Raw genomic sequence first — 20,998 nt, forward strand, 5'->3', positions numbered from 1 at the left:
GTAATTATGTCAGATGAAAAGCTCGCGCTAGAGTGGATGCGCCAACAAGCGCATAGAATTGATCCATATGTTATAAATCCATCATTTGATGAATGCGTTGAGTTGCTTGAGCCTGCCTTTAAGAAGGGCAAGAGTGTCGCGCAGCTAAAATATCTATTATCAGAAGCGGATCGCCGAGCGGGAGCTGCCGAACGTAAACATGCTGCTTTAAAGTTTGCTAAAGAAAAAAGCCCAAAGGCAGGTCAAAACCTTCGTCTGCAAAGCAAACTTCAACAAGTTCAATTGGCATTAAAGTTAGCAACTGGCGATAACAACATGACCATATCGCAGTTCTGCTCTGAGTATGATGTCAGTAAGCGAGACGGCAACGAAGCGTGGAATGAAAAGTTGGTTGAGCAGAATAACAAGAAGTGATTTCGTGATGCCGTATATGGTTTAACTGAAGATCCGACAAGATTCACTTGCTTATGTATTCATTTAAAATCCTACCAATAAATGTTGCTCAACGGTATTTCGAAAGCCTGAAGATCTTCTTTTCAGGCTTTGCTAACAGCTAGCCACTCATCAGTTCCGTCTTAGTCGTTAACCACTTCCAGAAATACCGATGAGTGAATATCAGGTATTAAGGTCGAATGTTGTTGAAACTGACCTTTTGCGTTCCATCGCTCTGATTCTCTAATTTAAGTACATCTCCTTGATAGTAATAAGGTTCCATTGGCATCTTGCTGTTGGTTGGCCTTGCGTAGTGAAGTACAGCGGGTTTACCTTCCTCTTGTCGAGCATATAAATAGCCAATCAGCGCATGTTCAAATTGGTGATAGCCATTGCCCCAATGGAACGCTTTAGTACGCTTAGGCTCAAGCCCAACGCCACCGTATTTATGATCTACCCATACATCATGAAAGGTGGGCAGGGTGTATTGCAGTACGTCTTTCATTGAACCATCGATAAGCGATACCGTCATCGCAGCTTGATCAAGCTCAGCCCATTCCCATGATGACGCCCATTGGCTGTACGGTCTGCTTTGCCAGCCCGTGATATCTTGCCCTTGCCACATCTTCTGAAGTCGCTCGCCAAAGTAGTTAGATACATTGGCAAAATCTTTTTGATATTGCGCCTGAGCCAAAGTGTGTTTCATACCGTCTAAACCAAACTCAGACCAATCGGAATTTTTTAATGCATGACCAGTTAGATAGGTCATCCAATATGCTTTAATGGTGTGCCCAAAATCATTGTGATTGGCATTCTGCATCATTGCCGCTTTGTCGTGAATTGCGCCGTAGAAGCGTTGTTCATCTTCAGAGTGGTAGTGATCAATCATGGCTTGCGTGAGCCAGTTTAAGTCATCAAGCCATTTGGCTTTGACGGGCTCTTTGAGCAGAGGAGCGACTAACAACAGGTAGCCGTTTATTTGATCAAGTTGCGCGACCAGTTCACGTCGTTTTGCACTGCCATCTTCACCGTCGGCGAGTACCCAAGCAAGACCGCTGTTGTCGCTCAGTCTATATTTATCAAAGATAAAAGCTTGTTGGGCGATGAGTGCTTCTTCTACCTTTTTGTCTTGGGTCAGGTAGTAGTACATCGCGAGTCCAACCAGCGCATACGCTTGATCTTGAGAGGTACGTTGCTGCCAATCTTGACCCGCTTTTCCCTCTTTTGTATAGCCAATAAAGCCACCATTTTTCTTATCTTCTAGTTGATCAATGAGGTAGTAAGCACCTTGCTTGGCAAGCGCTAAAGCTTGTTTGTCTCCAGTAAGGTGATAGAGCACGCCATAGGCATAGGTTTGGCGTGATTTCATACGCGTAAACTCCTTGCCAAAGTGCGGAGTGATCCAGCCTTTGTTCAATTCAGGACACACATCAGATACATCGAGCAAGGTGCCATCATCACAACGAAATGTCGGGAAGTTGCCTATCGGTTCTCCCTGTGCGCTCGGCATAAGCCAGTAAGGTGCGAGCCCTTCAGATGCATGATTGATCCAGTCTTCTCCAGAGGGAAGGGAGACATTGGCAGATACGGCCAAGCTAGTGACACTGAGTAATGCGATGGTTGCTCGTAACATAACGTTTATCTTAACTATTTGAATTTAGTTGAATATAAACAATCACATCTGCACATTGTGATTAGGCGATCACAATCGACCAAATTATTGTGGTGTAGATGAAGGATTATGTGGGCTTTACTCATTTTAATATTGCAAATAAATAATAAATTATCGTTTATCGATAAGTTATTGTTGATCATCGTTTGTTTTGATCTTAATATTCTTCCATCAACTCAACAGGAATATAAGTATGTCTAAGATTCAAAAACAAAGTCGCCGTGTGCGAATGCTACTGCAGTCCTTTCTTGCACTCACTCCGATCATGGTGTGTTACTTCTGGCTAACTGTTCAAACACCCTATGACTTTCTTAGTGAGATGGGCATTATTCAGTTTTCCATCGAGATGGACTACTTTATAACCTCTCCACTCACAGTCTCTCCACTTACTACGACAACAAGAATCATCGCAATGTTCACCAGTTTGGCGATGTCGAGCATTCTTATGTATGCATTAACGGTTCTGATACGCCTATTCCGTAACTATGAGCGAGGTGAAATCTTCTCTTTAGAAAACGCAATGTCCTATCAGAAACTCGGATATAGCTTGTTTTATTGGGTATTAGGTTCAGTTATCTATGGTTCATTGATGTCAGTGATTCTGTCGTTCAATAATCCACCAGGTGACCGTATCTTTGAGATTAGTTTCGTTGGTATGGACTTTTTAACACTGATATTGGGTATAATTATTTTGATCATCTCGTGGGTGATGAAAGAAGGTTATATTCTGGCTGACGAACATAGCCAAACCATTTAAAGGACTTGTCATGACTATCCGCATTAATTTAGACATTATGATGGCCAAACGGAAAATGCGATTAAAGACATTGGCAAAAGAAGTTGGGATAACAGAAGCCAACTTGTCCGTATTAAAAAATGATAAAGCCAAAGCCGTAAGGCTATCGACGCTCGACAAGCTATGTGAAGTTTTAGAGTGCCAACCTGGTGATATTTTAGAATTTGAACCGAATGATCATAAAGACGGCGTTGCGGCAGAGTAGCCAGTAAGGAAATCGCTTTCAAATCATCTAATAATGAACGAGTCTCGATATCGCATCGAGACTCTTTTTTAATCTATTTATACCGACTCTCCCGCCTCGTCCTCTTCAACCACATCGGTTTCTAAGCTCGCTTCTGCCAACCATTTTTGTACTGATGGGCTGTTGAGTACACGTTGCTGATACTGTGATGCCTTCTCTGAAAGTTTGATGCCATAGGTTTCTACGCGTAATGCCACAGGTGCAAACATCGCATCGGCAATCGACCATTCACCAAATAACCAACCTTCTGGATATTGTTCCATTTGCGTCGACCATATGTCATCAATACGAGCGATTTCTTTCAATGCTTCTTCACTCAAAGCAAGCTTTCGTTGAGCGCGGCAGTTCATCGGCATTTCATTTCTGACGGCAAAAAAACCAGAGTGCATCTCTGCCGAAATCGCTCGGGCATGGGCGCGTTCTTTCACGGATTTAGGCCATGCTGCGCCGTCCAAGTAAGATTCGTTAACGTATTCGAGAATCGCCAGTGAATCCCACACAGCAACGTCACCATCAACTAGGGTTGGAACTTTGGCTGTTGGTGTCACTGAAGCTAGTGTGTCGTAAAAGTCAGACGTGAATAGCTTGAGCTTGATGACTTCCGGATTCAGGTTGTAGTTGTCGAATATTAGCCATGCGCGTAATGACCAAGTTGAGTAGTTCTGGTTTCCAATATAAAGCTGCATCGTTGCTTCCTTGCGTTTAGTGGGTATGCTTTGAGACTTAGGGTAAGGTATAAGCCTTAGGGGTATGCATTTGAGCTTAGGGGATTGTATTGCGGCGCACTAACGGATAATTTTGATGCAATACATTAATAAAAACGATGGGTGGTAATTTCAATATGGATATTGATGCTTTGCGAGGCTTTCTCGCGTTTGTAGAAACCAGTAGCTTTACTCGTGCTGCGAAACAGATCAATCGCACCCAATCGGCATTCAGTGCGCAGATGCGCAAACTGGAAGAAGAACTCAACGTGACTCTTTTCCAGAAAGAAGGCCGTAATCTCGTGCTGACAGAGGCTGGCTTAGCGCTGCGTTCTCATGCTGAACAGTTGGTCGCCCTCCACAATACCGCCCTCAAGCAAGTAAAGCGTTACGAAGACAAACAACCTCTAAGACTCGGTTGCCCTGAAGACTACAATGACACTATTGTGCCAAAAGTGATTCGCCTGTTGCAGAAAGCAGAACCCACCTGTTCTATTCAAGTATTCAGCCTACCAAGTATTACGCTCAGAGAGTGGTTGGATGATGGTAGGCTTGATGCTGCAATTGTCACCCGAGCGCCTGACAGTGAAGAGGGCTATTGGCTTACCAGTGATGTGGGAGTATGGATAAGCAGCCCAGACTATGTGTTCGATGCTTCTAAACCCGTCCCACTAGCCTTGTTTCAGACCGATTGTAAGTATCACGCAGCAGCAGTGAATGGTTTAACTAAACAGGGTACGCCTTATCAGTTGTTGGCGTGCAGTAATACCGCTTCGGCGCAACGTGCCATTGTTAAGGCAGGTTTAGCGATTGGCGCGATGGGTAAGCTGAGTGTGACTTCTGATTTGAACATTCTGGAAGATATGCCACCACTGCCTTCGGTGGATATTGTGCTGATCCTAGCGAGCAAACATCACCCAGTGTTAGACAAAGAAGTGCTGAATCAACTTGTGGAGTTGGATTCTGAGTAGCTTTGTTAGGTGAGCTTGGTTCGGTAAAATCTAATAGATGAACTGCAATCGATGAGTTTGAAGCTGAGCGGGAATTAAGAAATGAAGAGGCCGAGAACATTGCGTTTCTCGGCCTTATTTTTATGGAAGACTGAACGTGAGTTAAGAGAGCTTAAACTTACTCAATTCTCCGTGTAAATCTCCAGCTTTTACGGTCAGCTCATTACTGATTGCTACTGATGAAGTCATGGTGTCCATCACTTCTACTGCTGTGTCATTGATGATCACGACATTGCGGTTAATCTCTTCTGACACAGAGCTTTGTTCTTCAGCCGCGGAAGCGATCTGATTGTTCATGTCATTAATCACTTCAATCGCTTGGTTGATTTCAGACAAGGCTTGATGTGCAGCTTCGGTTTCACTTTTTGTGTTGTTCGCTTGATTCTGGCTTTGCTCCATCAGTACCACAATAGATTGAGTCTCTTGTTCTAAGCGAGCCAACATAGAGCGAATCTCTTCTGTTGAACCTTGAGTTCGATTCGCTAGGTTACGAACCTCATCAGCAACCACTGCAAAGCCTCGACCAGCCTCACCTGCACGAGCTGCCTCAATCGCGGCATTCAGTGCAAGTAAGTTAGTTTGCTCTGCAATGCCACCAATCTCGCTCAAGATACCCTGAATAGCGGTGCTCGAATCGACTAAGTTCTGTGTTTGTTGCTGCGCATCGTTAACCTGCACAGCCAAGCTGTCTACAGCACTGGCGGCATTGTCCATGCGCGTCATACCATTGAGACTGTTGCTTTGCACTTGGCTTGCAGCTGCCGCTGCTTGAACCGCTGAGTTCGCCACTTCTTGCGCTGTTGCACTCATTTCATTGATAGCGGTGGCAAGTGAGTTCACTTCGTTAACTTGAGAATTCAGCTGGTCACGTGAAACTTCAGCACGAGCTTGGCCTTCTGTCGCGTTTTTATCCACTTGGTCAGCTGTTACCATCACGGTAAGTAGCATCTCTTGTATGCGAGATAGGAAGGTATTGAACCAGTGTGCAAGCTGAGCGGTTTCATCCTTACCTTTCACTTCAATGCGATAAGTCAAGTCACCTTCACCCTGTGCTGCATCTTTAAAGCGTTCCACTAAGTTGTTCAAAACCTTGCCCAAAGAGTTAGCAATGAATGCCATCGAGGCAATGCCTAGAAGAGCGGCGATGATTCCCGCCCACACACCTTTTTCAAGTGCTTTTGAATTCTGAGCATCACTCCACTCGGTGTAGTCATTGACGCTTTTGGCTAGGTGACTACTAGGAACAGACACCATGACTACCCATGGCGCATCACTGGTATCAATGGCAGTAATCGCGTACTCATCGCCGCCGAAAGTCACAAGACCGGCGCCTTCTCTGTTAGCGATAGACTGAATCTTTGACCATTCAGATTCCAATTCAGAAGAGACTTTTTTACCCACCATATTTCCAGCTTGGCTGTTGGCCAGTGTAATGCCTTTCCATGAAGTGATTAGGATTTTTCCTTGGCCATCAAACAGGTTACGCGCAAGTAACTCACTTTGGCTTTGGAGTTCATGTAGGGACAAATCAAAGCCTAGCGAGCCGATGATTTTTCCGTCATGTTTGATTGGTTGGCTGATGGTGGTAATGAGCTCTTGTTTGCCGCGCACTGAATAAAAATACGGTTCCATCACAAACGTTTTACCTGTTTGATATGGCATTAAGTGCCAGTCATCTTTGCGCTCACCGTTGCTGTTGAGATCGGTATTGCTAAAGCTTTCCATTGCGACAGCATCAAAGCTGTTCTGGTCATTGGGAGAGAAGAAAGGCGCAAGGTAGCTCTGACTGTTAAAACCTAACTCAGTGTTTGAGCTTAACTCGATGTTTGAGCCAGATTCGATATTCGAGTCTGATTCTGTATTAATGCTCAGTTCCGTGTTCGAGTCTTGTTGGTTATCTGAAATCAGCGACGTCTCTGAGCCATTTTCGCTGTTCACGTTGAGCTCGCTATTCAAGACAGACTGTTGTGACCATGTCTTATCTTCCCAAACCATGTAACCCGCAAATACAGCTTTGTTTTGTGCTTCCAGTGCCGCAGTAAACTGTTTCACGATAAGCTCTGCACTTGCGTCGGTTTCTGAACTTAATTCGATGATTGAGCGCACTTGTTTAAGGTTCGCTAATACGGGGTTGAGCTGGTTAGCGATGTTCAAACCTTGTTGAAGTGCCGTGTTTTGTAAATCCGTAGCGGTGGCCTCTGTCAGCTGCGTTTTTACTTTTTCAGTGACTTGTTTATTCACATCGGTAAATGCGTTGGTCGTCATTCCCATGGCGATTAACAGAGTGAAAGCCATCGCTCCGCCCGCACTCACCGCAATTCGCGTTCGTATACTGTTAAACATATTATCTCTCTAACCAAATAGTGGTAGTTTTTCAGAGATTTTAAACAAGATACGTGAATGGAAAATTCTAAATAATGAACATAATAAGAATAGGGTGATTAAAAATATAAATAGGATGGTATAACGCTCCCGATTATGTCTTTTAGAGAGGAGCTATAAGATAGGTGTATGGCTGTTTTTATTCTATTATCTAATTGTATTTGTTGATATTTTATACTTGATGCCGTTTTTAATTTCCGGGTAAATCAGGAGGTTGTAGTTTGAGGGTGTTCTGGATATATATTACTCATTATATGACATCAGTCACATTTTAATTTCATCCGAAGTGTGGAATACCCACTTAAAAAGTATGCATTTATACTTTGCAGACTAAATTCAAGTAACTGGGCCATTGATCATCTTGATTATTAAAGAATCCCCAAGCTCTTTAGCTTTCGATAAATGGTATTGCGGCTGATCCCCAGTATTCTCGAAGTCTTGCTGATGTTGCCTTGGTTCGCTTGATAGGTTTGTAGCAAAGTTTCCTCAACTGTACTTCTTAAATCGTTATTCATTGTGCCTTTGGTGGTATTAGGAGTCGTCAGTTGATGCTGATTATCTTGCGTTAATAACGTGAGATGTTGAGCAAGGTGGCTAGGCACATGCTCGAGTGTGAGTTGTGCTTCATCGCTCGCGAGTAGGGCGGCGACCTTAAGTAAGTTATCTAATTCACGGATATTACCGGGCCATGAATAGGCGCACAGCAAGCTCATTAAGTGCGGGCAGATTGTCTGTTCGTCTTCGGCGTATTTACGATGAATGTGCTCGATTAAGGCGTGCTTGTCTTGTCGGTGTTGTAGGCTTGGTAAGGTGAAGGCCAAGCCGTTTAAGCGGTAATACAAATCTTGTCGAAATTCTCCGATTACGACTAACTGTTCTAAGTTTTTATGAGTCGCGGCGATGATCTGACAATCGACTTGGTAGCTCTGATTTGAGCCAACAGGCACTACTGACTTATCTTGTAGAACATGCAGCAATCGACACTGAGCCTCCAATGGCATGTCGGCGATCTCATCGAGAAACAGAATTCCCTTGTCTGCTTGGCGGATCTTACCCTGAAAACCTTTGTGGCTTGCGCCAGTAAAAGCGCCCGGCGCGTAGCCAAACAGCTCAGATTCGATAAGATCTTTCGGTAGCGCACCGCAATTTACTGCTACTAGGGGCGAAGATTTACGTTGGCTCTGTTTGTGCAACGCTTTTACAAATTCGCCTTTGCCAACGCCCGTTTCTCCTAAGATTAATAGGCTGATCCCTTTGTCGATAACCTTGTTGGCTTGCTGCCAAGCATGTTCTATTTGTTGTTCACCATGGTGCAAGTCACATGATGCTGAGAGTGAACGCGTACGTTTGGTAGTAGTTCGCTTGAAGAGGGTATCTATGCATTCGCCGACGATCGAGGTTTGATCCAGCAGCTGAGAGGCGACCTGATTGTGCGCCACTACCTCACCCGCCTCATTGGCTATTACTATCCCTTGCCAACCACTGTGTAATAACGATTTCTCGCACGCGAGGTCAATACGAGTGGTGCCTTGTGGGATATGACTTAATAGCTGATTTTCAACAAGCTGAACCATATTTTGAACCAGTAATTGCACCGAACTGTCGTGTTGCTGTTGCTCACTGGTGATGTCCAATACGCCAACCATTTGACCTTGATGATCAAACATAGGGCTTGCGGAACAACTGATAAATCGATGCTGGTGGATGAAGTGCTGTTCGCCAATGATGGATACTGGTTTCGCTTCAACGATGGCGGTGCCAATCGCGTTGGTTCCTTTAAGTTGTTCCTGCCAACATGCTCCCGAACTGAGTGCAATTGATGTCAGTTTCTCCTTAAACCGCTCCTGTCCCCAACTTGCCAGAATTACCCCTTCAATATCCGTCAGAATCAAACGACTGTCAGTGCGTGCAAACATCTGATTAAACAGAGGGAGAGCATTACGTTCGACGATATGAATCAAGTCGGACGATTGATGACGTCGCTGTTTAAGGATCGATTGTGGCAGGCGAATGTCTTCAGGAAGTCGTCTCTGTTTTAGACCCGCTTCTGTGCTGCGGTGCCAAGAGGATGAAAGCCAATCTGAGGTGTTTGCTTGTTGAAGGTGCATGACTGTTCCATGTCGTAACAGTGAGGGTGTACCAATTTGGAACAGTTGAACACTGGAGTGCTTTCCAGACGCCCGTTCAATGCCAACTCACTTTGGGTTGTAAACGTTTGGTAATCATAGTTTTACAATTTATTAACAACAAGTTTTGAAGTTCTGGCGTGTGATTTGCGTTGTTACTGTTGTGAAGAAAACACGAAGTATCAGTGTTTTAAACAGAAAGCATAAACATGGGCGTCTTGTCATGAGTTCTTTTCTCAAGAGGAGCCGCCATAAAAATAAGACAGCTCTCGCTCAATAACGAATAACAAATCTAAGAAGGATCTAACTATGATTTACGCACAGCCGGGTAGTGATAACGCAGTGGTGAACTTTAAAGCGCAATACGATAACTTTATCGGTGGCGAATGGGTGAAGCCTGTTAGCGGTGAGTATTTTGATAACACTTCCCCAGTGAATGGTCAGGTGTATTGCCAAGTGGCACGTTCAACCGAGGCGGACATTAGCTTGGCACTCGATGCGGCGCATGCTGCTCGTGCTAGTTGGGCGGCGACTAGCGTGACAGAGCGCTCCAACATCCTGCTTAAAATTGCCGACCGCATTGAAGCGAATCTAGAAGAAATCGCAGTCGCCGAGACGTGGGAAAACGGCAAGCCTGTGCGTGAAACTTTGGCGGCAGACATTCCTTTGGTTGTCGATCACTTCCGTTACTTTGCGGGTTGTATTCGAGCGCAAGAAGGCAGCGCAGCAGAGCTCGATTCAAACACCGCAAGTTATCACTTCCCAGAACCTATTGGTGTGGTGGGGCAGATCATTCCTTGGAACTTCCCGATTTTAATGGCGGCTTGGAAATTGGCACCTGCACTGGCTGCGGGCTGTTGTGTGGTGATGAAGCCCGCCGAGCAAACACCGACATCGATTTTGGTGATGATGGAGAAGATCGCTGATCTTCTACCTGCAGGCGTAGTCAACATCGTGAATGGTTTTGGTAGCGAAGCGGGTCAAGCGTTAGCAACTAGCGATCGTTTGGCGAAGCTAGCGTTTACCGGTTCAACAGAGGTCGGCCACCATATCCTGAAATGTGCCGCAGAAAGCTTGATTCCATCAACGGTAGAACTTGGCGGTAAGTCTCCAAATATCTACTTCCCAGATATCTTTAACCATGAAGACGAATACCTCGATAAGTGTGTCGAAGGTATGCTGCTGGCGTTCTTCAACCAAGGTGAAGTGTGTACCTGTCCATCACGAGTGTTGATTCATGAATCGGTATACGACAAGTTCATCGCCAAGGTGGTCGAACGTGCTCAAACTATTAAACAAGGTAACCCGTTAGATACCGATACTCAGGTGGGTGCACAAGCTTCTAAAGAACAGTTCGATAAGATCTTGAGCTACCTAGAAATCGGTCGTCAAGAGGGCGCGAAAGTGCTGACCGGTGGTGAAATAGCGCAGCAACCAGATGATCTCGGTAATGGCTATTACATTCAGCCAACCATGCTGGAAGGGCACAATAAGATGCGCGTATTCCAAGAAGAGATCTTCGGCCCTGTTATCGCGGTGACGACGTTTAAAGACGAAGCGGAAGCGCTAGAGATCGCCAATGACACCGAGTATGGCTTGGGTGCAGGCGTATGGACGCGTGATGCAAACCTAGCGTATCGCATGGGTCGTAACATTGAAGCGGGGCGTATTTGGGTGAACTGTTACCACGCTTACCCAGCACATGCGGCATTTGGTGGTTACAAAAAATCGGGCATTGGCCGTGAGACACATAAGATGATGCTCGATCACTACCAAAATACGAAGAACCTGTTGATCAGCTACGATACTAATCCGTTGGGCTTCTTCTAATACAGGTTCGTTCTAAAGTATGAGAATGAATCATGGGTACAAGAATTACTAACAACGCAGTAGGCTTAATTAAGAAAAACAAAGGCTAGAAACCAAAACGCCCAATTCAATTGAGTTGGGCGTTTTTATATCTGAAGCACTTTAGCTTTTCGAAAAGAAGATCTCGGGCTTGTGGGTTGGGCCTGAATTACCTTCTAGCTGAGTAAGCTCCAAACCTTGTTTCCCTATCAGAGAACCGACCAATTGGCGGTTAAACGGGTAACTGCCAGGGTTGTTAATGTACTCTTCAACATCAACCCATTTAGCCTCTGCAATTTCATCGGTGTCTTGAATCGCAATCTCTTGGGTTTGAGCGATAAGGTGGCAAATAAAGTAGAGGTTCGATTTGCCAAACTGATACGGATGTCTCGTCGCCATGCCAACTACAGAAATGAATGTGGCTTTGATACCTGTTTCTTCCAAGGTTTCACGAACAACCGATTCTTCAATGCCTTCACCCAACTCAATATGGCCGCCCGGTAATTTGTAGCCTGTCATACCGTGCTCTTTAATCATCAGCACTTGATTATGTTCGTTGGTGATCAATGCACCTGCGCCCAAGGTGTGGGTCGGAATGAAAGGCACAAACTCTACAATCTCGGATTTGTGGATCAGCGTAATCTCGTCTTCTAGACAGTTGTGAAACACAAAGCCAAGTTCAGTCGCCACTGGAATAAGGTGCGAGAGCGAAATAGGCAAGCTAATCCAAATTATGCCTTTGTTATTCTGCTTTGAAAATTCGGTGATCTCGCTGAGTTCGGCATTGAAAGAGTCAGCATCGTGAGGGGCTGTTGCTGGGTCGATGATGATGCCGTTAAATTTGTCGAGCGTAAATTCCACGGGTGATCCTTTATTATTTTTGATTTATAGGGAGTCGAGCATAGGTGGAGCTTATAACATCTTAAGGGCTTATAAAACCTGCTCTGCTTGTAGCGTTTTTAAGAGCACGGCAGTGATGGGTAAAAACTAAGGGAGAGTGTAAAGCGGGCGGCTTGAAACAAAAATTACGCTAGAAACAAAAACTGCGCTTGGAAGCCAAAGCGCAGTTTTAAAATAGGGTTTATTTGAATTCGACTCTAACGAATATAGTTTGCATCAACACTTACGTACCAGTGCTGAAGCTTGCCGTCAGATTTTTTGATCCACAAATCGTTGGTGTAGCTCTCAATCTTGCCGTTAACCGTTAAACTGAACGTGTTCTCGTCGAATTCGCCAAGCTTCACGAACTGGTCTGTGGTAACTAGGAACGGGTCCATGTCGTCCACGCCAACCACATCTGAAATCACATAGTAGTGGTAAGTCAGCGGCTTGCTCGCATCATTCGGGTTGCTGCGGTACGCCACAAGCTTGAATGGTTCCGTTAATGGAAGGTCGAGCGTTTGCTTGTCCATGATCGCTGGAGTCGGGATAAACAGCCAAGCGGTAAACAGACCGCTTAATAAAACCATCAGGAAGAAAAGAGTCTTAATTGCTTTCATAGCAACCTTCAAAATAGGTGATGTAGAGGACGCTATGGTAACAGGTTTGATTTGCCGATTGTAAGAGTATGAATAAGTGAAGGCGACACCTGTCTGTTAGAAAACTTGAACGAATTGACACACTGTTCATAAGTCACTATCTACACTAGTGCGAGTGACCTTGAGATAGGTTGATCATCACAACACCTGCTGCCACAAATAACATACCAATCCACACCATAGTATCGAGGTGCTGGCGGTAAACAAATGTAGAAATCAAGCTCACGGTTACGATAGCCAAGCCCGCCCATAAAGAGTGAACCACACCTACAGGCATCCCTTTCATTGCTTGGCTCAAAAATAGAAATGCCGCCAAGTGTCCTGAAATCACTAATAGAGCAGGGATGGGTTTAGACAAACTGAAACCGTCGGTTGCTTTAAGTGCTACGTGAGAAAGTGCTTCCGCCATCACGCCCATCATTAAGAAAAACCAGCTCATAGTCGTACCTTTTAGTTGTATTGTTTTTTGTTGGTATAGCGGGGGTATTTGAAAGTGTTAATCGTTGTTGCTGATCTTTAGTCACAGCGTATTTGCCCAAACAGCAGGCACAAAAAAGCCCACACCTCACGCTTTTGCAAGGTGTGGGCTAATTCGGTGTGACTACTTGTTTAGGTAAGCAGCATGGAACTCAATGTGTTCATCAATAAAGCTAGAGATGAAGTAGTAGCTGTGGTCGTAACCTGGCTGCATACGTAGCTCTAAATCGGCATTGGTTGCCTTAGCTGCTTCGACTAATTGCTCAGGCTTAAGCTGTTCAATCAGGAAGTTATCGGCTTCGCCTTGGTCAACCAACATTGGCAGTTTAGTGCCTTTGGTTTTTAGAAGCTCACAGGCATCGTAGTGCTTCCACTCTTCAATATCTAAGCCCAAGTATTGGTTGAAGGCTTTTTGTCCCCAAGGGCATTGCATTGGGTTGGTGATTGGGCTGAATGCCGAGATAGAACGGTAGCTATCTTCGTTCTTAATACCAATCGTTAGGGCACCGTGTCCGCCCATGCTGTGACCAGAAATTGATTTCACTGATGTCACTGGGAAGAAAGACTCAATCAGTGCTGGTAGCTCTGTTACCACGTAATCGTACATGTGGTAATGGCTGTCCCAAGGTGCTTGAGTGGCATTCACATAGAAGCCTGCACCTTGGCCTAGATCGTAGCTTTCATCGTCGGCAACGCCTTCGCCGCGTGGGCTAGTATCAGGTGCAACAATAGCAATGCCTTGCTCAGCCGCAGCTTTGAACGCGCCGGCTTTTTGCATGAAGTTTTCATCGGTACAGGTTAAGCCTGATAACCAATACAAAACAGGAACTGGGTTTTCTTTGCTTGCGTTAGGCGGCAAGAAAATCGCAAAACGCATGTTGCAGTCAAGCGTTGCAGAAAAGTGGGTGTATTGTTTGTGCCAACCACCAGCAACCTTTGCTTGGCTAATGTTTTCGATTGTCATCTATTGTGCTCCGTTAGGTTGATGGTTTTGGGAGTAAATTTGTCTATATCACTTAAAGTTTCACCACCCACCGGGCAGGAGGTGGTGAAGACAGTTTCGCTCTGATGTTTAAGTCAGAACTGTGGTCTCGATACCGAGGTATCGAGACCAAGGAGAATTATTTATCCATGTGTAGAACAGTACGGATAGATTCACCTTTGTGCATTAGGTCGAATGCTTCGTTTACGTCTTGCAGACCCATTGTGTGAGTGATGAACTCTTGAAGACCAAACTCACCTGCCATGTAGCGGTTAACGATTTCTGGAAGCTCAGAGCGGCCTTTTACACCACCGAAAGCAGAACCACGCCATACACGACCAGTCACTAGTTGGAATGGACGAGTTGAGATCTCTTGACCTGCACCCGCAACACCAATGATGACTGATTCGCCCCAACCTTTGTGGCAGCACTCAAGTGCTTGACGCATCACGTTTACGTTACCAATACACTCAAAAGAGTACTCAACACCACCGTCTGTCATCTCAACGATAACGTCTTGGATTGGTTTGTCGAATTTAGTTGGGTTGATGCAGTCAGTCGCGCCAAGCTGTTTTGCTAGCTCGAATTTGCTCTCATTGATATCAACACCGATGATGCGGTCAGCACCAGCCATGCGAGCACCAATGATTGCAGAAAGACCGATACCACCTAGGCCGAATACAGCAACGTTGTCGCCTTTTTCAACTTTAGCTGTGTTTAGTACAGCGCCCATACCTGTTGTTACACCACAACCTAGAAGACAAACTTCTTCAAGTGGTGCTTCTTTGCTTACTTTCGCTAGAGAGATTTCTGGAAGTACTGTGTACTCAGAGAAAGTAGAGCAACCCATGTAATGGAAAATCGTTTCGCCATTGATAGAGAAGCGGCTTGTACCGTCTGGCATTAGGCCTTTACCTTGCGTTTCACGAACGGCTTGGCATAGGTTAGTTTTACCAGATTTACAGAATTTACATTCGCCACATTCTGCTGTGTAAAGTGGGATAACGTGGTCGCCAATCTCAACACTTGTAACGCCTTCGCCGATCATCTCAACGATACCGCCACCTTCGTGACCTAGGATTGAAGGGAAGATACCTTCTGGATCGTCACCTGATAATGTGAATGCGTCAGTGTGACAAACACCAGTAGCAACGATGCGAACTAGAACCTCACCAGCTTTAGGAAGTTGTACATCAACTTCTTCCATTTTTAGTGGCTCGCTAGCTGCCCATGCAACCATGGCTTTTGATTTGATATGAGTTTGACCAGGTTTAATTTCGATTGTCATTGGATGTTTCCTATATATGTCAGTACAGCGGATAACCGTGCAATTAGCTTCAACCCGTTAAGCGTAGTTGAGCTTAATTGTTTCCGCTCTCTCGTTTTGTTGGAGCCAGTATAGGTGCGAGTGCATGTTTTGATAATCCCCTTAAATAGAAAATTATTATTACGTATTTGTAATAATGGGTATATTCAGAAGGATTCGGAGAGGGGTAGTTACTCAGAAAATGTAAGAACATTCTGAGTAGCTTTCTATGAAAGACACTAATAGGAAACAAATGGGGCGTAAGCTTTCCGCCTATTTTCTCGTTCTAGACTCAAACATGCTTTTATCTGTCCCAACTCCAGTGATGCTATCACTCGCCATCATGCTTGAAGTTGTCGCCACTTCTCTATTACCTAAAACGCAGCATTTTACTTCTCTACCTGCCACTGCCGCGGTATTGGCTAGCTACGGCTGTGCCTTTTATCTGTTGTCTCTCACAGTGCAAACCATGTTTTTAGGTGTGGCGTATGCGATTTGGTGTGGGGCAGGGATTGTGTTAGTCGCAGCTCTGTCTTGGCTAGTCTACGGACAAAAACTCGATATCTTCGCGATCATTGGCATCGCTTTGATTCTTGCAGGTGTGGTGATTATCAACCTGTTTTCTAGCTCGGTGAGTCATTAAAAGCTCTAGCTCAGTTTTCCCCTAAATTATTTTAGTTAAAACATTAAATATAAAGACACGGTGTGACCAAGTTAGTCTAATTTTAAGTTTGAATAAAAACGGTGAACCATGAAGTAATTAAACCTCAAAGCATCCTAATTAAGAAACTAGATATTCGGATATTCCATTGATGACGAAAATAGAGTCTGTCCGCTACAATGGAAATCTTGAGTAAACTTTATTAACTAACAATAGAGGTAGATAGCTAGCTCACTAGGTGTAATGATTATTATTATCATATATAATTGTCGGTATTACGACTAATTAATAGGAGTCGGGATTGGTTAATTTATCGATTCAAGACGTCGCTACATATGAATATCAAGAGTTAGACACAGAAACGCAGAGTTGGGTTTGTTGTGTAAACCATTGTTTTACTGAAGATACAGAGGTTGAACATAGTTATGATCTAGGGCTCTATATTTCTGTTATTGGTCAGTGTCAATATCAATCGCTCAATGAAACACCAGAAGAGCAAGGTAACTATACCTATCATTATGCCGTTGCGATTGCCGATGAACCTTGTAAGAGCCATGCTCTATTCCCTGCTGATGCTAGGTGGCAAACACTTTTAATTAAGATCCCGTTAGATCAGTTGCATGTTTATGGAGTGGACTCACTAAATGAGATGACCAGTCATTTTAGACCTGAAGCTAGACTATCTGAACTTGGGACCATTTCTGGGGATATCTTGAAATGCTGTGAACTTGTGTGGTCGTGTGATTTTGTTGGGATTGAGAGGGAGTTATTTATCAAGGCGAAGGCACTTGAGATTCTCTCTTTGTTCCTTCACAAGCGTAGAGAGTCAAGCAAGAATAAGCTTTCAATACGTCTTACATATTTAAGTGATGCCCTTGAACACATTGAAAACAACCTAGATCAAGAATGGAGTCTGTCGGCTGTTGCTCAACTAGCTAGAAGCAATCAAACTTATATAAAAAAAGATGTGAAATTTTTGATAGGTATGAGCTTTCATAAATGGCTAAACAAGAAAAGGCTGAGTGCCGCTGTTGAGCTTCTGTCTAAAGATATTGCGATCAGTCAAATCGCAAGTGATATCGGTTTCAAGAGCCAAGCCCATTTTTCAACCCTTTTCAAAAACGAAATGGGTATGCGTCCTAGTGAATATAGACAGTCACTGACTTCGAACATCTTTTAGATCCCGGAAAAATTGTCGTCTTTCGAAAAAAATGCGCCGTTTTTCGAAAGCGAGACCTCTCGGAATCATTATAATCGCCCAGACATAAATGATATTGCTAATGTAATTCATTATCATTACTCAAAGTGTTTCTATGTTGTATGGAAACACTAAGCTACCTGCTTACTCAGGGGTAAATACTGTCAAAAGTAATCAATTAATGAAAAATAACAAACTTCCTTGGTGCATGTTGGCGAGTCTATACATGACTCAATATGTTGGGCTTGCATTTATTCTGTCTGCTTCTGTTGCGATATTGCGTCATCAAGGAGTTCCCCTCGACAAGCTGGCTTTACTCAATTTGGTCGCACTACCTTTAGCTGGAAAAGTCTTATACGCACCGATTATTGATAAATATCGACCACTGCTAAAAGGGCATTATCGCAGTTGGTTGGTGATCTCCAATGCAAGCATGGCGTTACTTCTTGTCGCCCTTGGGTCTATGAATATTACCGAAAAGTTTATGGGAGTCTTGGGCTTAGTTTGTCTATATACATTTTTTATGAGTATCCAAGATATTTCTGTTGATGGGTTGTCTGTTAAGTTATTTAAGCCAGAGCAAAGGCAGTTTGCTAGCAGCGTGCAATTTTCTGGTAACCTGTTTGGAAATATTATTGGTGGTGGGATTCTTCTAATACTCTATCCATGGCTAGAGTGGCAAGGTTCGTTCGCATTTCTAGCAGTGTTAACATTTTGTTCATTACTCTTTGTTGTTTTTTATAAAGAGCCCGAAAACACTATATATATCGAATTTAAAACATCGAATAATTTATATAGGGAAATAAAAGACTTCCTTATTTCTCAGAAGCATTGGTGTTTGGTACTTGTACTGTATCCATTAATTTCTACTTGGGGATTCGCATTACTCAATCCGATACTTGTTGATAATAACTGGTCGTTGGTAGATATTGGCTTCTCGGTTAAAGTTTTCGGCTCTATCATTGGTGTTTTTTCAGCACTGCTAGCATCACCTTTAATCGCAACATTAGGCCGAAGTCGTTCTTTCATGTTCGTGCTTTGTCTACAGGTCGTTGCGCTATGCTTAATGGTGATCCCAGCTCTAGGCTATACAAATAAAGCGCTTATTTATTTCGTTATTGGTACCCATTTTCTGAGCTTTCCGGCATTGCTGGTGGTTTCTGCAACCATATTTATTGATAAGGCTGCTAAAACTTCACGCAGAGCAACATTTTTTACCTTTCAAGCCAGTTTCGCAACCTTATTTGGATTCGTATATTCATGGGCGACTATGGCTGTAGCAAAATACCTTGGTTATTCAACGACAATAATGGTTGGAGGTATTCTATCAATGATGATTGTGGCATTAATATGGAGCGTAATTAGTAAGTCATCTATTATTAAAACGATGGGAATACGTACAACTGCTTCCCAGTGTAAGCAATAAAATATAAAAATTAAATCTTATAAATTACTTTCTATTAAGATCTGAAGTTTGAGCTAGTAATCATTTTCTTTGAAAAGGAGTTTTCTACAGTGGAATTACCTCACAGTGGTCATTTAAATAATCAGTTATATAGAAAAAACGTATTAGCTATAAGCGTTGCGAGTATCATCGGTCTTCCGGGGTTAGCGATAGCAAATACCGAAATAACAGCCATGGAGACTTATGTTGTTACTGGCGAGAAGTTCGATAAAGATATTAAAGAAGTGACAACGGGGGTTACCGTTGTGACTGAAGATAGATTGGAATCGGGTGAAAACAATCAGGCTAAAGATACGGCGACCCTTGCGCCCAATGTTGTTGCCAGTTCATTTAGTAATATCTCTATTCGAGGGATATCGGGCGGTGGAGCTGCAACAGGAGGATTGGCGTATCTGACTGGAGCTCGAGCTCGTGTAGCCACCGTTGTTGATGGTGTAACTCAAGGATTTTCAGGCTATAACTTTAATCCGATTACCTTGTGGGATGTCGAACAGCTCGAAGTGCTGAGAGGACCACAATCGACGGCACAGGGGTCTAGTGCTATTGGTGGCGCTTTGGTCGTCAATACTAAAGACCCAACTTACCTTAGTGAAGCGGCTGTTCGAGGTGGCTTCGAAAATTATGAAAATGGCAATATGAAATATAACCTCGGTGTTATGTCATCGGGTGCTCTAATTGAAGATGAGTTGGCATATCGCATTGTTATTGATGGTAGCACTGGTGAAGGGTGGCTCAATTACGATACCAACGGTTTTGATACACCTAACTTGAGTGAGTCGGATAGCGTAAATGTACGAGGTAAGCTTTTATGGGAGCCTGCCAATATTCCTGACTTAACAGCCAAGATGACAGTCAATTATCAAAGTAATAGCGGCGAGCACGCCAATTTCGTCAGCAATACTGATGAAGGTATTGCGAGCAAAAAGATGACGTTAGGAGGCAGAAGTGAAGTAAGGATTCAAGATTCAAAAGCAGGGTCTATCGCTGTCGATTTGGATTATAGAATTAATAATGGGTTAACTAACTCTCTATTGGTTAGCTATGTGGGTTCAGACATTCATGAAGACGCTTATTCAACGGGTAATACATATGACATTGACAATAAGAACTATGTCGTAGAGAACCGAGTTTTGTTTGATGAAGTTGGTGCAGACTTGACGGGTGTTATTGGGCTCTATTTCTCAAACAAAGATGCCACTTTGCTCACTTCTAATTTCGATTTGGCGACGGAATATGAGACTCAAACAAATGCAATTTACGGGGAAGGAACTTACTCGCTGTCAGATAAACTGCGTCTTGTAACTGGTTTACGTATAGAGAATGAAGACTCCGACAAAACCAGCTCTACAGCATTTTCTGGTGGTGAATCATCTCAAGACAATAGCGACACCTATTATTTACCAAAACTCAGTGTTCTCTACGACATTGTGAGTTCGACGACCATTGCAGCAACAGCGAGCAAAGGTTATAGCCCAGCAGGCGTTGGTATTGATTTCTTTGGCAATGAATATAGCTATGACAGTGAAACGGTATCCTCATTTGAGTTGAGTAGTAAAAGTGTGTTTGCCGATAGTACGATATTGAACGCAAACGTGTTCTATAACGACTACAAAGATTATCAAGCCGCAGGGGCTGCATTTGATGTTGTAAACATCGACCAGTCTCATACATATGGTTTGGAATTAGAGGGAGTTACTTGGATTGGTGAACACCTCGAATTGAGAGGTACCTTAGGCCTTTTGGAAACCAACATTGATGAAGATACGACTTATAAAGGGAAAGATCTTAGCGATGCACCAAGCTCAAACATTGGCTTTGGCTTCACTCAATATTTAGGAGAAAGCTGGGCTATAGGCGCTGATGCGGTTTACGTAGGTGAGTATTATTCGGACTTAGCGAATACAAAAGATTCAACTGCAGGAGACTATACGTTAGTCGATGCACGTGCGAGTTACACTGTGGGTGAATTTAGCGTGAATGCTTACATTAAGAATCTAACGGATGAAAGTGCTGTGTACTATCGAGCTGGATCTCTCGCGGCGGTATCACCATCTCGTACTATCGGTTTAAACGTTTTATATCGTATGTAGTGACATCCAAACATTTCTTCGTTTTCAGTAGAGATTCCTATGAATCTCTACTTTTCATTCCTCCGGA

Annotated in this window: 17 protein-coding genes and 2 pseudogenes; 9 read left to right on the forward strand and 10 right to left on the reverse strand. The window is 43.8% G+C overall.

All coding sequences use genetic code 11. From position 1 onward, the window contains the following. The first annotated feature begins 6 nt into the window (after nucleotides 1–6). A complete protein-coding gene (locus MED222_RS15265; RefSeq protein ID WP_026012354.1) occupies nucleotides 7–414 on the forward strand; it encodes a hypothetical protein in 408 nt (135 codons plus the stop codon). Nucleotides 415–622: 208 nt separating this feature from the next. Here MED222_RS15265 and MED222_RS15260 read toward each other — a convergent pair whose 3' ends face one another. Beyond that, nucleotides 623–2,065 carry an N-acylglucosamine 2-epimerase gene (locus MED222_RS15260; protein ID WP_009846207.1) on the reverse strand — a complete coding sequence of 481 codons (1,443 nt, stop codon included), beginning with the start codon at nucleotides 2,063–2,065 and terminating at the stop codon, nucleotides 623–625. A 232-nt stretch (nucleotides 2,066–2,297) separates the two neighbouring features. Between MED222_RS15260 and MED222_RS15255 the strand changes: the two genes are divergently transcribed. Together MED222_RS15255 and MED222_RS15250 are read left to right on the forward strand one after the other, a co-directional pair. Continuing rightward, complete coding sequence (locus MED222_RS15255; RefSeq protein WP_009846208.1) at nucleotides 2,298–2,861, forward strand: DUF2975 domain-containing protein; 564 nt, start codon at nucleotides 2,298–2,300, stop codon at nucleotides 2,859–2,861. Nucleotides 2,862–2,871: 10 nt separating this feature from the next. Further along, complete coding sequence (locus tag MED222_RS15250; protein ID WP_009846209.1) at nucleotides 2,872–3,105, forward strand: helix-turn-helix domain-containing protein; 234 nt, start codon at nucleotides 2,872–2,874, stop codon at nucleotides 3,103–3,105. A 77-nt stretch (nucleotides 3,106–3,182) separates the two neighbouring features. On the opposite strand, the gene MED222_RS15245 is transcribed toward MED222_RS15250, so the two are convergent. Then, the gene (locus MED222_RS15245; RefSeq protein WP_009846210.1) at nucleotides 3,183–3,830 is read right to left on the reverse strand and encodes a glutathione S-transferase family protein; all 648 of its coding nucleotides are present in this window, start codon (nucleotides 3,828–3,830) and stop codon (nucleotides 3,183–3,185) included. 137 nt (nucleotides 3,831–3,967) lie between these two features. Here MED222_RS15245 and MED222_RS15240 point away from each other — a divergent pair, with 137 nt between their 5' ends. Next, nucleotides 3,968–4,819, forward strand: coding sequence for a LysR family transcriptional regulator (locus MED222_RS15240; protein ID WP_009846211.1), 852 nt, complete (start codon nucleotides 3,968–3,970; stop codon nucleotides 4,817–4,819). A gap of 141 nt (nucleotides 4,820–4,960) precedes the next feature. Here MED222_RS15240 and MED222_RS15235 read toward each other — a convergent pair. From MED222_RS15235 to MED222_RS15230, 3 genes and pseudogenes are all read right to left on the reverse strand, one after another. Then, nucleotides 4,961–6,673 (reverse strand): annotated as a pseudogene (locus MED222_RS15235) (methyl-accepting chemotaxis protein); the annotation flags it as partial. 132 nt (nucleotides 6,674–6,805) lie between these two features. Beyond that, nucleotides 6,806–7,201, reverse strand: a pseudogene (locus MED222_RS22825) (methyl-accepting chemotaxis protein); the annotation flags it as partial. A gap of 407 nt (nucleotides 7,202–7,608) precedes the next feature. Then, on the reverse strand, nucleotides 7,609–9,348 hold the full coding sequence (locus tag MED222_RS15230) for a sigma-54-dependent Fis family transcriptional regulator (RefSeq protein WP_009846213.1): 1,740 nt from the start codon (nucleotides 9,346–9,348) through the stop codon (nucleotides 7,609–7,611). A 327-nt stretch (nucleotides 9,349–9,675) separates the two neighbouring features. On the opposite strand from MED222_RS15230, the gene exaC reads away from it, so the two are divergent. After that, on the forward strand, nucleotides 9,676–11,196 hold the full coding sequence (gene exaC / locus MED222_RS15225; RefSeq protein ID WP_004732897.1) for an acetaldehyde dehydrogenase ExaC: 1,521 nt from the start codon (nucleotides 9,676–9,678) through the stop codon (nucleotides 11,194–11,196). Between the two features lie 141 nt (nucleotides 11,197–11,337). Here exaC and MED222_RS15220 read toward each other — a convergent pair whose 3' ends face one another. The 5 genes from MED222_RS15220 to MED222_RS15200 form a co-directional block, all read right to left on the reverse strand. Then, nucleotides 11,338–12,075 carry an NUDIX domain-containing protein gene (locus tag MED222_RS15220; RefSeq protein ID WP_009846214.1) on the reverse strand — a complete coding sequence of 246 codons (738 nt, stop codon included), beginning with the start codon at nucleotides 12,073–12,075 and terminating at the stop codon, nucleotides 11,338–11,340. A gap of 236 nt (nucleotides 12,076–12,311) precedes the next feature. Next, nucleotides 12,312–12,713 (reverse strand): hypothetical protein, encoded by a 402-nt coding sequence (locus MED222_RS15215; RefSeq protein ID WP_009846215.1) that lies wholly within the window; start codon nucleotides 12,711–12,713, stop codon nucleotides 12,312–12,314. A 145-nt stretch (nucleotides 12,714–12,858) separates the two neighbouring features. Continuing rightward, complete coding sequence (locus tag MED222_RS15210; RefSeq protein ID WP_009846216.1) at nucleotides 12,859–13,191, reverse strand: DMT family transporter; 333 nt, start codon at nucleotides 13,189–13,191, stop codon at nucleotides 12,859–12,861. Nucleotides 13,192–13,353: 162 nt separating this feature from the next. Then, nucleotides 13,354–14,193 (reverse strand): S-formylglutathione hydrolase, encoded by an 840-nt coding sequence (gene fghA, locus MED222_RS15205; protein WP_009846217.1) that lies wholly within the window; start codon nucleotides 14,191–14,193, stop codon nucleotides 13,354–13,356. A 157-nt stretch (nucleotides 14,194–14,350) separates the two neighbouring features. Beyond that, nucleotides 14,351–15,499 carry an S-(hydroxymethyl)glutathione dehydrogenase/class III alcohol dehydrogenase gene (locus MED222_RS15200; RefSeq protein WP_009846218.1) on the reverse strand — a complete coding sequence of 383 codons (1,149 nt, stop codon included), beginning with the start codon at nucleotides 15,497–15,499 and terminating at the stop codon, nucleotides 14,351–14,353. A gap of 316 nt (nucleotides 15,500–15,815) precedes the next feature. On the opposite strand from MED222_RS15200, the gene MED222_RS15195 reads away from it, so the two are divergent. From MED222_RS15195 to MED222_RS15180, 4 genes are all read left to right on the forward strand, one after another. Then, complete coding sequence (locus MED222_RS15195) at nucleotides 15,816–16,160, forward strand: DMT family transporter (RefSeq protein ID WP_032555173.1); 345 nt, start codon at nucleotides 15,816–15,818, stop codon at nucleotides 16,158–16,160. 319 nt (nucleotides 16,161–16,479) lie between these two features. Next, a complete protein-coding gene (locus MED222_RS15190; RefSeq protein ID WP_009846220.1) occupies nucleotides 16,480–17,358 on the forward strand; it encodes a helix-turn-helix domain-containing protein in 879 nt (292 codons plus the stop codon). 133 nt (nucleotides 17,359–17,491) lie between these two features. Further along, on the forward strand, nucleotides 17,492–18,802 hold the full coding sequence (locus MED222_RS15185) for an MFS transporter (protein ID WP_232281802.1): 1,311 nt from the start codon (nucleotides 17,492–17,494) through the stop codon (nucleotides 18,800–18,802). A gap of 89 nt (nucleotides 18,803–18,891) precedes the next feature. Further along, nucleotides 18,892–20,931, forward strand: a complete 2,040-nt coding sequence (locus MED222_RS15180) for a TonB-dependent receptor (RefSeq protein WP_009846222.1) — start codon at nucleotides 18,892–18,894, stop codon at nucleotides 20,929–20,931. Nucleotides 20,932–20,998: the final 67 nt, after the last annotated feature.

The organism is Vibrio sp. MED222 (genome assembly GCF_000153005.1).
Lineage (GTDB): Bacteria > Pseudomonadota > Gammaproteobacteria > Enterobacterales > Vibrionaceae > Vibrio > Vibrio tasmaniensis_A.